This is a genomic window from Vibrio sp. 99-70-13A1 (assembly GCF_013114625.1).
Taxonomy (GTDB): Bacteria; Pseudomonadota; Gammaproteobacteria; order Enterobacterales; family Vibrionaceae; genus Vibrio.
The window spans coordinates 79063-93775 of sequence record NZ_VTXD01000014.1 but is presented as its reverse complement, the minus strand read 5'-3'; the positions used below and the strand labels follow the sequence as shown (position 1 = coordinate 93775).

General features: G+C 40.9%; 7 protein-coding genes and 1 pseudogene. 5 read left to right on the top strand and 3 right to left on the bottom strand.

What is annotated here, in order from left to right; translation table 11 throughout:
- Positions 1–42 precede the first annotated feature (42 nt).
- Positions 43–1332 (top strand): peptidoglycan DD-metalloendopeptidase family protein, encoded by a 1290-nt coding sequence (locus F0226_RS10990; protein WP_171735678.1) that lies wholly within the window; start codon positions 43–45, stop codon positions 1330–1332.
- Positions 1333–1517: 185 nt separating this feature from the next.
- On the opposite strand, the pseudogene F0226_RS10985 reads toward F0226_RS10990, so the two are convergent.
- From F0226_RS10985 to erpA, 3 genes and pseudogenes are all read right to left on the bottom strand, one after another.
- Positions 1518–4575, bottom strand: a pseudogene (locus tag F0226_RS10985) (efflux RND transporter permease subunit).
- Between the two features lie 11 nt (positions 4576–4586).
- Positions 4587–5723, bottom strand: coding sequence for an efflux RND transporter periplasmic adaptor subunit (locus F0226_RS10980; RefSeq protein ID WP_171735676.1), 1137 nt, complete (start codon positions 5721–5723; stop codon positions 4587–4589).
- A 361-nt stretch (positions 5724–6084) separates the two neighbouring features.
- Positions 6085–6426 carry an iron-sulfur cluster insertion protein ErpA gene (erpA, locus tag F0226_RS10975; RefSeq protein WP_171735674.1) on the bottom strand — a complete coding sequence of 114 codons (342 nt, stop codon included), beginning with the start codon at positions 6424–6426 and terminating at the stop codon, positions 6085–6087.
- A gap of 296 nt (positions 6427–6722) precedes the next feature.
- Here erpA and hemL point away from each other — a divergent pair, with 296 nt between their 5' ends.
- The 4 genes from hemL to F0226_RS10955 all read left to right on the top strand — a co-directional run bounded on the left by hemL (position 6723) and on the right by F0226_RS10955 (position 14164).
- Positions 6723–8015 carry a glutamate-1-semialdehyde 2,1-aminomutase gene (gene hemL, locus F0226_RS10970; protein ID WP_171735672.1) on the top strand — a complete coding sequence of 431 codons (1293 nt, stop codon included), beginning with the start codon at positions 6723–6725 and terminating at the stop codon, positions 8013–8015.
- A gap of 319 nt (positions 8016–8334) precedes the next feature.
- Entirely contained in the window at positions 8335–9420 is a 1086-nt protein-coding gene (locus tag F0226_RS10965) for an AI-2E family transporter (protein ID WP_171735670.1), read from the top strand.
- A 116-nt stretch (positions 9421–9536) separates the two neighbouring features.
- Positions 9537–10559 carry a 16S rRNA (guanine(1207)-N(2))-methyltransferase RsmC gene (gene rsmC, locus F0226_RS10960; RefSeq protein ID WP_171735668.1) on the top strand — a complete coding sequence of 341 codons (1023 nt, stop codon included), beginning with the start codon at positions 9537–9539 and terminating at the stop codon, positions 10557–10559.
- 215 nt (positions 10560–10774) lie between these two features.
- Positions 10775–14164 carry a response regulator gene (locus F0226_RS10955; protein ID WP_171735666.1) on the top strand — a complete coding sequence of 1130 codons (3390 nt, stop codon included), beginning with the start codon at positions 10775–10777 and terminating at the stop codon, positions 14162–14164.
- Positions 14165–14713: the final 549 nt, after the last annotated feature.

Here is a 14713-nt window from a genome sequence, read left to right as displayed (position 1 = left end):
TCTGTCGCCTATTTTCACAAAATTTACAGAACGAACCGGATCATGTTGTCTATTTTTGCACGCCTTCCTATTTTGCACCGGGCTTTTATCGCATTCTTCAGTGCGATAATTTTCATAGCTTTGTTTTTGTTACCTGAAGCCAATAGCTTAAGAGATTCTGAGAATCGACTTGAGGTTGGTAAACAATACCCACTTTCCATTAATGCTGAAGCGCTTGCTATAGGGACAGATATAGCCCCTACAGCCGTTCTTAAATGGGAAAAATATACCGTTCGTTCAGGCGAAAGTACCGCTGTTCTTTTTAAGCGTATTGGATTATCACCTCGCCTACTCCACGACTTAGTAAGCAGCGATAAAGACATAAAAAACCAGTTGTCTAACCTTCGTCCTGGAGACGTGCTTCAATTCGGTTTTGATGAAAATAACGACCTAATTCAACTTAAGCGTCAACTCAACGCTTTTGAGACATTTCGCATTACAGCATCAGGTGACCAATTCACATCTGAACTGGACAAAAAAGAAGTCAACTACCAATACAATTATGCCCAAGCCAACATCACTTCAAACTTTTGGAATTCGGGGATAAATGCAGGTTTAACCGCCAACCAAATCATGGAACTTGCAGGGATATTTGGTTGGGATATTGATTTTGCTTTGGATATCCGAAAAAACGACAGTTTTAAAATTCTATACCAAGAAAAGGTAGTGGAAGGAGAAGTGGTTGGTCGAGGGAAAATTATGGCGGCTATCTTCAATAACCAAGGTGACACTTTTACTGCGGTTTTAGATGATAAAAGCGGTAACTATTACGATGAACAAGGTCGAGCGATGAAGAAGGCTTTCCTACGCTCTCCAGTTGATTTCAGACGTGTAACCTCAAACTTTAACCCTAACCGAAAACACCCAGTAACAGGTAAAGTCAGAGCCCATCGAGGCACAGATTACGCGGCACCTGTAGGCACACCAATTTGGGCGGCAGGCGATGGTATTGTTCAAAAATCTAGTTACAACCAATTTAATGGTAACTACGTTTTCATACGCCACAGCAATACCTACATAACTAAATACCTGCACTTGAAAAAGCGCTCTGTCAAAACAGGTCAGCGAGTTAAACAAGGACAAACCATTGGTACTTTAGGTGGGACAGGCCGAGTCACAGGTCCTCACTTACATTATGAATTCTTAGTCAATGGGGTTCACAAAAATGCTCGAACGGTGAGATTACCTCAATCAAAATCTCTAAAAGGCAAAACAAAGAATACTTTTATTGCTAACTCAAAAATTAGATTAGAGAAATTAGAGCGTTACGGACAATTACTCGCAACAAAGTAATCACTAACTAATCCTTAACGATTTTAAGCTGAGTAATAACACTGAAAGTCTAAAATAAAAAATAGCGCCGAAATCAGGCGCTATTTTACTTTTACAGCTTACTCATTTTGATGATAGCTGCTCTTGATAGCAAGTACTGCTGGTAGTAAGTGCTGTGATAATAACAACTGACTGATTTAAAAAAATTAATCCGATTGAACCTCTTCCTTCTTAGCTCTGCCTAACATCAATAAGCAAGGCGTTAAGACTAATGTCAGCACTGTTGCAAATGCTAAGCCCCCCGCAATGGCAGTAGCAAGTTGCGACCACCACTGCGTACTCGGTGCTCCAAATTCAATTTTTTGATTAATTAAATCTATATTCATTTCTAAAACCATAGGCATTAAGCCTAAGATGGTTGTCACGGTGGTCAGCATTACTGGTCTTAAACGTTGTACACCAGTTCTCAAGATGGCATCACGCTTATCTAATCCGCGTTTAACCAACTGATTATAGGTGTCAATGAGAACAATATTGTTATTGACCACAATCCCAGCTAAGGCAATTACACCAATCCCAGACATCACGATGCCAAACGGTCTTTGGAATATAAGTAAACCAACAAAAACACCAACAGTAGAAAACAAGACAGCACTCAAGATCAGAAAGGCCTGGTAGAAACTGTTGAACTGAGTAATAAGAATCAGCGCCATTACTGCGAGAGCAACCAAGAAAGCACTCTGTAAAAAGGCTGAAGAATTTTCCTGCTCTTCATTTTGACCGCGAATGCGAAAATCAACGCCGTTAGGTAAACCTAATTCATTCAGTGCTTGCTCTATTTGGGGTAACTCTAGTGCTAAATTAAACCCTTCTTCCATATCTGCCATGATATTTACGACTCGTTTTCCATCGAGTCTCTTGATCGTATCTTGTTTATGGTCAGGTACAATTTGAGCAAAATTCGTAATAGGCACTAAGCCTGCTGGCGTCTTCACTCTTAGTTGGTCAAAACGACCGATATCTCGCTTATCATTTGGATAGCGAACAAGGATATCGACTTCTTCTGAGGAGTCATCCGGTAAATAATCACCAATTTTCAATCCATTAGTCACAAATTGAACGGTATTACCGACTAAGGTTGCATCAGCAGCAAAACGAGCCGCGTCATCTCTTCGAATATCAACTTTCCAATCGATCCCTTCTTTGCTTGAAGTATCACTGATGTTTTTAAGAGTAGAGTTACCATCCGCCCAAGCTCTCACCACTTTTGCGGCTTGATTTAATTGTTCAGGTGTACGAGCAGACAACTCAATAACAAGATCATTTTCAACAGGTGGTCCCGCATCTGGAAACTTGTATTCAATTTCGACACCAGCATAGAGATCAGTTTGTAGCTTTAACTCTTCAATGATCGCTTTTACGCTTCGGCGGTATTGCCAATCGACAGGCGTTATTGATATCAAACCTATCTGGTCGTCTCCACCCGTTCGGGTATACACACTTTCAAACTCATCATGATTCAGCATAGTTTGCTCAATATCACGCATGATAGTGTCTTTTTCTTGGATGGAAAGGTCCTTCAGGGAAGAACTCAGCACCAAGCCCGGCTTTAGAATAAGTAAAACCAACCGCCACAGATAATATGATTGCGCTACAAAGAATCTTAAATGGATGTTTGATGGCTATCGACAGCGTATGGTAATACGCTTTAGTTAGCCCCTTCGCTTGCGAAAAGTCACCGTTATGCAAGGCAACCATTCGAGCTTGGTTAGCTGACGACACATACTGTGGCTTTCCAATTAAACCGCCTAACACTGGCACAAATAAAAGCGCCATAATAAGTGACGCACTTAATGTAGCAATTAGCGTTAATGGTAAATATTTCATGAATTCGCCAGTTACATCCGGCCAAAACAGCAGAGGAGCAAAGGCTGCAAGCGTTGTCGCTGTAGATGCAGTAATCGGCCATGCCATACGTTTAGCTGCATCGCGGTAAGCTTCTTGTCTGCTTTCCCCTTCTTGCATTCGCCTATCTGCAAATTCGGTAACAACGATAGCGCCATCCACTAGCATGCCAACTGCCATGATCAGTGAGAATAATACGACTATATTCACTGTTAAGCCGAAAACTGAAAGTACTAATAAACCAGTAAGAAATGACCCAGGAATCGAGATACCAACTAACAATGCCGTTCGAACGCCTAAGATGGCGATAATAACAATCACAACCAAAATGATTGCTGACAATATATTATTTTGAAGGTCATTAAGCATGATCTTCACATCTTTTGATTCATCCCATGTATATTTAACGAGTAAATTATTTGGCCACTCCGCTCGTTGTTGAGCACCCGCCACTACAGCTTTTACGAGTGCTACCGTCTCAATGATGTTTTCCCCTGCTCGCTTCTTTATATCTAAAACAACAGCAGACTTACCATCTAAACGGGCAAAGCTTTCAGGATCTCTAAAGGCACGGCGAACTGTAGCCACATCTCCAAAAGTCACGACTTGTTTACCATCAACTTTAATAGGCAGTTCTAGTACGTCTTTTAAAGAATTGAAAACAGAAGGGACTTTTACTGAAAATCGCCCATAGCCCGTATCAACAAAGCCCGCCGCTACTACCCTGTTATTCAAAGCAATAAGATTATAGATATCCGCCTGATCTAGGCTATAACTTTCCATGAGTAAAGGGTCGACAATAATCTCAACAATATCATCCCTGTCGCCCGCGATATCTATCTCAAGGATTTGCCTATAACTTTCTAATTTATCACCTAGTTCTCGGGCGATCTGAACAATTGTCCGCTCTGGCACTGTGCCATATAAAACGACAGAAAGTACTGGTTGCTCAGAGGCTAAAGTCACTTCATTTACGGTAGGCTCGTCGCTATCTTCCGGCAGTTTGGGTTTTGCAAGATCAACCGCATCGCGAACATCCGCCATTGCTTTTGTTAGATCAACACCGACATTAAATTCCAACACAACAGAAGCATGACCTTCAGCCGCTGTTGCTGTCATTTCCTTTACGCCTTCAATCGATCTTAACTCTTGCTCAATCGGTCTTACGAGTAAACGTTCAGCATCACCAGGTGAGATCCCTTGATGTCCAACGGATACATAAATTATGGGAATAGTAATATCAGGGCTGGACTCTTTAGGTATCGCGATATAAGTGCCCACGCCCGCAATGAGAATCAGTGCTAATAAGGACAACATTGTTCTTGCACGAGACAACGCCGCATCAATAATTGAATACATTCGTTATCCCTCTACTTATCTGACATCGTTGATTGTTCAAGCTCGGGAGTCAATTGCTGCTTCACAGCAACGACAGAATCTCCATCACGTACAAAACCTTGCCCAACAGTAATAATATCAACCTGTTGACCTAATCCAGTTAGCCAAACACCATCTTGCTCAGCTTTTACCAATTGAATCTCAACAAACTTAACAATAGGCATCTCATCTTTTAGAACTAACGTCTTAACCCCTAAGTTTCCTGCTTCATCCAATGCAAGCATCGCAGGGGTTATTTTTATGGCATCTTGAGTTTCAAGGCTGAGAGTGACTTCAGCACTCACCCCAGCAGGTAACAAGCCTTGTTCATTGGCGATCTCAATTTCTATTGGAAATGTATTAGTTGAAGTCGATGAAATACGAGAGATATAACGCAAGTTACCTTCCACCTCACTTCTACCTAACAGACGCACAAATGCTGATTGATCGACCTGTAAATGCTGTATATGACGCTCACTTACGTCAGCTTCAATCACTAAAGGATTAAGATCAATAACGCCTGCAACTGGATCTCCAACCCCAACAAAGTCACCTAATTCAACCAATAACTCCTGAACCACGCCTGAGAATGGTGATGTAATTCGCGTATTCTTTAAGGCTAATTCGGCATTACTTTTCATCGCTTTTGCTTCCGTTAATGAAGCTTCTGCCGTGGTATAAGCAATTTCACCTTGTAGCCCTCTTTTCTTAAGTGATTGAGCAGCTTTAAACTCTTTTTGTTTTAACCTATATAAAGCTGATGCTCGCTCAAGCTGAATTTCAAGGTCCCCCTTATCTATCTGAGCGATGGCTTGTCCGGCTTTTACTTGATCGCCTTTTTTAACATTTAACTTAACGATTTTCCCTGCGATTTCAGCGCCTAATCGTGCATGCCTATCTGGAGCTGTACGCCCATAAAGTTCAATGGTTTTGTAAGTAGGGGAAGATATAAAGGTCTGAAAAGACACTTTCGCCAAAGGAATTTCAACTGATTTTTTAGGCGACGCCTCTTCTGCATGACCAGCACCTAGCCCCAGCCAAATGGACAACAACACCACGAGAAATAAGGAAACTAACCAAGGCTGCTTAAATTGTTGGGGGATAAATGATCGAGAAAAATCAGAGGGCATAACAAGTCCTTTTCTGCTTGGATCTATGTGATGAGGGCAAACGAATAAAGATAAACGCAACCACGTGCAACTTCCAGATACACAAAGATAACAGTAACAGACCAAGCTTTATCAAAGTTGAGATGTTATCGACAGTTTAATAAATATGCCGTTTACTAAACACAAACAAAATTAATGAAAATACCCTATTAAAATCAATAGTTAGATATATAGAAGAGGTTTAATACTCAAACCAAAGTGTCATTAGAAAGGCAAGATAGGAGGATTAGTGACACTTTTTAGGCAATAAAAAACGCCGAACAAAAGTTCGGCGTTAATCATATCGTTGGTGTTACTTTATCGCGTGTATTACTTCGAAAAGCTACACGCTGAATGAAGCACCACAGCCACATGTCGTCGTAGCATTTGGGTTATTTACAAAAAAGCGAGCGCCTTCTAGGCCCTCAGTGTAATCAACCATACCACCCATTAAATATTGCAGGCTCATAGGGTCAACAACCAGTGTTACGCCACTATTCAAAATGGTGGTATCGCCATCGTTTACTTTTTCGTCAAAAGTAAAACCATACTGGAAACCACTGCAACCGCCACCCGTAATATATACACGTAGTTTTAGATCTGGATTTTCTTCTTCTGCGATCAGCGTTTGTACGCGACTTGCTGCTGCATCAGAAAAAGATAAAGGAATATTTGCTTCGCTCACGACAACCTCTCTCATTCGTGTCAAAAACAACCTGATACAAATCTAGTTCGAGATCATAGTTGCTGAATATTTTTATAATACACAGTGATTATCTAATACCTGACTGAAACGTTCAAGTATTCACCATAGGATATGTCCGTTTAAGCTTTTAAAGGCAAATTAATTTCTTTAATAAGACGCGTAACGCCTCAAATAAGGCAGTTTCAAGTGATTATATTGGCGAAAACATTTCTAGTTAGATAATGGATAGGTACAATGCGAGCCAATTGGTCCGACAATCAAAAGAGGATATATCAATGACCAAATCAGCAGAGTTGTATCAAAAAGCACAACAAACCATTCCTGGTGGCGTTAATTCACCTGTTCGTGCATTTAACGGTGTTGGCGGTTCTCCGATTTTCGTTGAACGTGCAGATGGCCCACTTATTTTTGATGCTGATGGTAAAGCGTACATTGATTACGTTGGATCTTGGGGACCTATGATTCTGGGTCACAACCACGGTGTGATTCGTGAAGCGGTTATTGATGCAGCGCAGCGTGGTTTAAGTTTTGGTGCTCCAACCGAAACTGAAATTAATATGGCTGAGTTAGTATCTGAAATGGTTCCTTCAATGGAACAACTTCGTATGGTGAGCTCTGGTACTGAAGCGACAATGAGCGCTATTCGTCTAGCTCGTGGGTTCACTGGTCGCGATAAAATCCTTAAGTTTGAAGGCTGCTATCATGGCCATGCTGACAGCCTACTAGTTAAAGCTGGATCGGGTGCATTAACACTAGGTCAACCAAGTTCACCTGGCGTACCAGCTGATTTCGCAAAACTGACACTGACAGCAACATTCAATAACCTAGATTCTGTTCGTGAACTTTTTGCTGCTAATAAAGGCGAAATTGCATGCATTATCGTGGAACCAGTTGCTGGCAACATGAACTGCATTCCACCAGTAGAAGGCTTCCACGAAGGTCTACGTGAAATTTGTGATCAAGAAGGCGCGCTACTTATTTTTGATGAAGTAATGACTGGTTTCCGCGTAGCAGAAGGCGGAGCTCAAGCTTACTACAACATCAAACCTGACTTAACCTGCCTTGGTAAAGTTATCGGCGGCGGAATGCCTGTTGGTGCTTTTGGCGGACGCAAAGATGTAATGCAGTACATCGCGCCAACAGGACCTGTATACCAAGCTGGTACACTATCAGGTAACCCTGTAGCAATGGCTGCTGGCTATGCATCATTAAACCTTCTTCGTGAAGAAGGTAATGAAAAGCGTCTTGCTGCAAAAACTAAGCAACTTGCAAATGGCTTCAAAGATCTTGCTGATAAGCATGGTATTCCAATGCTAGTACACCAAGTTGGCGGTATGTTTGGTTTCTTCTTCACTGACCAAAAAAAAGTAACTTGCTATGAAGATGTGACTAAGTGCGACGTTGAACGCTTCAAACGCTTCTTCCACCTAATGCTAGATCACGGTGTTTACCTTGCACCTTCAGCATTCGAAGCAAGCTTTACTTCTCTTGCTCATGGCTCTAAAGAAATTGATGCGACATTAGAAGCCGCTGATCGCAGCTTTGCTATCATTGCAGCAGAAGCTTAATAACGTTAAATCAAAATGAAAAAGAGCTGCGATTACGCGGCTCTTTTTATTTGCACTTTCTTCAGGTGAAGAGTACCGATAAACATTAGCGATGAACGCTAGCTTCCATTTAAGTACTTATCTTTCCCAGAACAGAAAAACAAGTAGCATGATGGTTCCTAAAAACATCCGAAACCAAGGAATCTCTTTACGTGGCTGTTGTTCTTCACTCTCGCACTTCTCATTCTTATTACAGCATCCCATAATATAAACTCCTCATTGCTAACCATCTGTTTTACAGCCATTATAAACATAGAACGTTAATTGAGAGAGCATCATCGTGTCAGAAAAAATTAAAATCACTTCCAGTCATTGGGTCATTATTGTTGCTCTACTCGCAGCAGCCTATGCCTGCTACTTACTTATTGAACCCTATGTAAATTCAATAATAATGGCGTTTATTATTTCTTTGCTGATGTTCCCTATACACGAATGGCTTGAAAAGAAACTCCCAAATAAAGCCAATACCGTGTCATTGCTCTCTTGTATCATACTGACGTTCATTATTGTCATTCCCCTACTTGCCGTATTTGCCGCTATCGTTCAGCAAGGTTCGCTATTCTCTCAAAACACTTATCAGTGGGTGACACATGGCGGTATTCAAACTCTATTCGAACACCCTATCGTGGTTAAAGCCTTAGCGTTTATCAATAACTACCTGCCATTTGATAACATTGAGCCTCAAGCCATTGCTCAAAAAGTTGGAGAATTTGCGACAAGTTTCGGCTCTAAGTTAGTAGGTATTAGCGCTAAGATCTTAGGAGACGCGACCAACTTCTTAATGGACTTTTTCTTGATGCTATTCGTTCTGTTCTTCCTATTAAGAGATCACGATAAGATCATCAGTGTCGTAAGACATATTTTACCGCTGTCACGTAGCCAAGAAGACAAATTACTGACCGAAATAGAAGAAGTCTCTAAATCTGCAGTAATGGGTTCATTCTTAACAGCTATCGCACAGGGTTTTGCTGGCGGTATAGGCATGTGGATTGCAGGTTTTCCAGGGTTATTCTGGGGTACAATGATGGGCTTTGCTTCATTCATCCCTGTCGTTGGTACCGCTTTAATTTGGATACCAGCCGCCACTTACCTATTCCTTACAGGAGAGACCACTTGGGCTATTTTCCTAACGATTTATTGTATTGCCATTGTCGGATCCATTGATAATTTACTTCGTCCACTCCTGATGCAAGGCAGTGCCGGTATGAATACTTTGATGATCTTCTTCTCACTGCTAGGTGGTATACAACTATTTGGTTTGATTGGTTTAATTTATGGTCCGTTAATTTTCGCAATCACAATTGTACTCTTCAACATTTACGATGAAGAGTTTAAAGATTTTCTCGATCAACAAGACAACAACTAATGACCGACTGCGCGTCTACACTCTAAAGACAGCCTGCACACATTAAAACTTCAAGCTTAGGGCGGATTATGCGAAAATCCGCCCTCATTTTTGCTAACCATTCAACAGAGTGCCTTATGTCTGCATTTATTGCTCCAAGCCAAATTGCTCAACGCCAACTCGCCTATTTCGAAGGCAAACATGTTCTAGTAGCTGGCGAGTCGGAAGATTTATTTCCGGTTGAACTGGCAAAGCATTGTGAGTCTGTAACTGTTTTTACGTCGAACTACAGCTATTATCGTCAACTTGACGGATACAATTCGATTCAACGCTTCTATGGCACTGAATTTACGGAAGAAACAAAAGCAGATTTAGTCTTACTCTATTGGCCAAAGGCTAAAGCAGAAGCAGAATATTTATTAGCAATGCTCTTTGCTAAATTAGGCAAAGATACCGAGATTGTTGTCGTGGGCGAGAACCGTTCTGGAGTAAGAAGCATTGAAAAGATGTTCAGCCCGTACGGAAAAGTAGTCAAATATGATTCAGCTCGTCGATGCTCATTCTATTGGGGTCAATGCTTCGAACAGCCGGCAGAGTTTGATCTACAAAATTGGTTTAAAACTTACTCTGTAAATATCGGCGACCACAATTTAACGGTAAAAAGTTTACCTGGTGTCTTTAGCCATGGTGAATTTGATATAGGTAGCCAATTGCTATTGGATAGCCTACCTTCATTAAACGGGAAAGTTCTCGACTTTGGTTGTGGTGCTGGTGTTTTAGGTGCCGTAATGGCTTCAAGAAATCCTGATATTGAGCTAGAGATGTGTGATATCAGTGCTTTTGCTGTCGCTTCTAGCCAAGCGACCCTAGAAGCTAATGGTCTCAAGGGGAAAGTCTTCGCTTCTGATGTCTATTCCGACACCTCTAAAGACTATCGATTTATTATTAGTAATCCACCATTTCATTCAGGTTTAGATACCAGCTATGGTGCAACCGAAACCTTGCTGGCAACTGCACCTAGTCATTTGAATAAAAAAGGTGAGCTTATAATCGTAGCGAATAGCTTCTTAAAATATACCTCAATCATTGAACGCGCTTTCGGTAAATGTTCGATGCTAAATAAGACAACCAAATTCGCAATATATCACGCTAATAAATAATACATTCTATTTGGTGCAGGGGGTTCTCTGCACTAAATGCCTACATTCCCCGCAATATTCTATAAAAATGCGCCTTCGCACACGCTTTAAATACCACTTACTTGTCAAAGTAAAAAAACTCGTTAATTTCGTTAAATTAGGACCCATTCATTCGATTCTTTGTACTGTTTCTCGTAGATGAGATCCGTACTTTAAAGGGAAGTTGTACCTTATTTATGTTCAGATTCTATCGAAAACAGAAGTTTAAGCGCCTTCAAAATACTCTAATGCTTGCATTTCTTGTTCTTAGTATTACTCCTGTCACTGTTATCGCCTTCTTCTTTCTTCAATCACACAGTGCTGATCTACAAGAACAGAGTACCTCTCACTTAATATCCGTTCGTGACACCAAACAGCAACAAGTAACCGACTATTTACAAGCTCAAGAATCACAAGTGATAGGCTTTGTTCGATCGGAACTTGCAATAGCCAGTGGCGGTAGGTTTTATGGTTTAGTGAACGCATTTCAGCGTTTAGGGCTTGATGTTGATGAAGCTAGAGATAATGCCCAGCAAAGATACATTCAAGGCTCAGGCAATCAGATCAAAACGTCAATTCTCCCTGAATCAAACAGTTATGTAGGAAGTGAACGATACCGTCTGCTTCATACCCGCTACCATCAAGCTTACCTTGAGTTACTTAAGCGATCTGATTTTGATGATATTCTACTTGTCGATATCAACGGTAATGTAACTTACTCCGTCTATAAGAATGACAACTACGGCACCAACTTAACAACCGGTAAATATAAAGACTCGAATTTAGGTCAAACTTTTACACGGTTGCATCAAGATGTGATGAGTAAACGTAAATCGAACGAAGACTACACACCTATCATTGTCTCTGATTTTGAATTAGAAAATGGCAAACAAAGCGCATGGCTCGGTGCACCCATCATTCAGCAAGGTTACCTCCACAGTTATGCCATGTTTAGGCTACCAAACAACGGAATTACCAACCTAATAGCAGACCTTAACAAGTCATCTAACATGCATTCGCTGTTAGTAGGTAGTGACCACTTACCTCGGAGCTTAGCCCATAGCCAAGAGTCAATAAACTTAAGCCTTGAAGTGGTTGATAAAGCATTAGCTGGTGAAAATGCAGTAGGTACCTTTAACAATGCGTTAGGTGAACCCACAATTGCTGCCTATACACCTATTAAACTGAAATATGCGACTTGGGCTCTTGTCGTTGAGCTTCCAGAAAAAGAAGCTTTTTCGCGAATCTATCAGTTAGAGAAAATCTTTGTTATCACCATGCTTACTGCCATCATTTTGGTGGTAGTTGCCTCTCATTACTTGTCAAACTTCATTACATCCCCGCTTCTAAAGTTAACTTGGGCAGCTGAGAAAGTATCGGCTGGAGATTTAGATGAAGCGATGATCAACATGGAACGCAAAGATGAAATTGGTCGCCTCGCGGTTAGTTTTGAAAGAATGCAGCGCTCTATTCGCGAAAAAATACTCCTGATAAAAAGCCAAAACCAAGAACTTGAGGACAACTTAAAAGTCATCCAAAAGCAGAATGACGACCTTCAACTTGCCAATAAGCTTAAAGATGAATTCTTAGCCACAACATCTCATGAGTTAAGAACCCCATTACACGGTATGGTCGGTATTGCAGAAGCTTTAATCTCAGGGGCAAATGGTCCTATTCCTGCAAGCCAGAAATATCAACTCGATATTATTATTAACAGTGGTCAACGCTTGACGACTTTAGTCGATGACCTGCTGGATTATCATAAAATGCGTTATGGCAGCTTAGATATTAATAAGTCAGCCGTAGATCTATCAGCGGCCACCAGCTTAGTGTTAGAGCTTTCTCATCACTTGCTTGGTAACAAACCCATCCGCATTATTAATCAAGTACCAAGTAATCTAGCTCTTGTATCATCAGACCCTCAACGTCTTGAACAGGTTATGTATAACTTGGTTGGTAACGCCATCAAATATACAACTGAAGGTAAGATTGTCATTTCGGCAAGCATCATCGATGACAATATTCGCGTACAAGTTGTGGATACAGGGCAAGGAATTCCTGCTGAATATTTGGATCATATTTTCGAACCGCTTATTCAAGCAGGGCAAGATGCAAACCGCTACCGCCAAGGTGCGGGTTTAGGTTTGTCGATCAGCCGTCAACTTATCGAACTCATGGGTGGCTCACTGTATGTCAGCAGCCAAACCATGGTAGGGACAACTTTTAGTTTCACCCTCCCTCTTGCATCGGAAGAAGAAATTACGGCAATCAGTCCAACAGGCGCTCATTCACACTTTCAAGCACCGGAAGCGATTGAAAACCATCAACTTGATGCTTGTGTCATTGATGAGAACCCAGATGGTCCATTACTCATTATTGCAGACGATGAACCTGTTAACTTACGAATTCTGGATAGCTTCTTAAAAATTGAAGGCTATCGAGTACGTACAGCAAGTGATGGCCCTGAAACTATTGAGCTCATTCAAAAAGAAAAACCTGAATTATTACTGCTCGATATCATGATGCCAGGAATGAGTGGCTATCAAGTCTGTGAAACTCTCAGAAAAGACTTCGACCACGCGCAACTGCCTATCATCATGCTTACCGCTTTGAATCAGACAGAAGACCGCGTAAGAGGCTTTGAAGTAGGAGCGAATGACTACCTATCAAAACCATTTAATAAGCAAGAACTTGCAGCAAGAATTACGGCTCACTTATCGGCAAGTAAAGCGGAACAACGTCGAGTAGAAAACGATCAGCTACAACAAGAGTTAAAACACAGAGCACTGGTTGAAGCTAACCTTTTAGAAACGCAGGGAAGACTGCTAGAACAACTAGAGTCAGCACCAGAGGCAATCATCTGCATTCGAGAAGACCAACATATACGTTTTGCAAACGAAGCCGCAACAAAGCTATTTAGGAGAAGCCAAGAACAACTGAAGCGCTCTAGAGCTGATGAAATCATTGCCCCTAAATACTTAAACGTAGAGCAAGCGCATTATTGCGGCGATATCGACATCTATATAAACGACACAAGGCAGCATATATCGACTGACATACTTAAGTTGCCACAAGGCTCTGGATTAGATTCAATGTACATTTTTAACGTCGGTGGCGGCGTTAATTCAGCTCGAATTAATAACCTAGAGACCGCTGTAGAAGCGCTGTCTAGTTATGCATTTGAAGGCGATAAAGATAAATTGCAACAACTTAAAGAGCTTGGTGGTGAGTTTACCCGTATTGCAGATAAAGCAGCAGGTGAAGGAAAAAATAAGCAAGACATCATGCGAGAAGTTTTAGTTGAAGCGATGACGAACTCACTCGATTACTGGGAATCAGTAACTGGTGAAAGTAAATTCGCTTTTGCTGAGAAAAGTCAATTATGGCGCGTATACCTAGACAGAAGTACCTTACAAACAAGAACCCTAGATAAGTACTTACGCGTGGAAACACTACCGAAAACTCCTAGATGGCGAACGGTACTCAGTTCTATTGAATTCATTCTAGAGCATTGCAATGAGCAAAGCCCTGAACGAACTCATATTGAAGCTCTTAGAGATAAGCTACAAAAGCTGCTCACTAGCTAAAATAAATTAGACCATTGGAATCATTTTAGCCTGCTCATTGCAGGCTTTTTTTTAAGCTGATTAATGGCGTTCAGTATTAAAAAAATTGTATGGTTTATAGATAAACACAGGTTATTTAACCAAGAAAATTAACACGGTAATCGATGTGTCTATCCCACAATAAAAACTCTAATTTCCAGTATTTACTTTAATAACCCTACTCATTACTTGAGTTTGCGAACTTAGTCACGACAGAACGGCAGATTTAATTTTTTAAGATAAATTAACGAGAATTCAGCAAGTGATGCGGATCTACAAATATAAAAACCATAAGTAATCCCTTTAAATAAAAGAGCCAAAGAGTAAGTATTTACTAACAAAATAAATATCATACATGGTCTATTGCGACACACATCAACACTTAAAACTGGTTCGTTTTTCAACCAATTTCAATGTTTTTAACGAGAGTGACGAGAGGAAAGGTTATTTTAACGTTTTTAACGGGAATCTCATTTGCCAAATCTCTCCATTCGGTGTTTTCTAAGGGTGCCCAAGGCCTACAGGCCACTC

What these genes read in the sequence shown, in the direction of transcription:
- rsmC (WP_171735668.1), top strand. Translation starts at nt 9,537, where the DNA reads ATGTCTGCATTTATTGCTCCAAGCCAAATTGCTCAACGCCAACTCGCC.
- F0226_RS10980 (WP_171735676.1), bottom strand. Translation starts at nt 5,723, where the DNA reads ATGCCCTCTGATTTTTCTCGATCATTTATCCCCCAACAATTTAAGCAG.
- hemL (WP_171735672.1), top strand. Translation starts at nt 6,723, where the DNA reads ATGACCAAATCAGCAGAGTTGTATCAAAAAGCACAACAAACCATTCCT.
- F0226_RS10990 (WP_171735678.1), top strand. Translation starts at nt 43, where the DNA reads ATGTTGTCTATTTTTGCACGCCTTCCTATTTTGCACCGGGCTTTTATC.
- F0226_RS10955 (WP_171735666.1), top strand. Translation starts at nt 10,775, where the DNA reads ATGTTCAGATTCTATCGAAAACAGAAGTTTAAGCGCCTTCAAAATACT.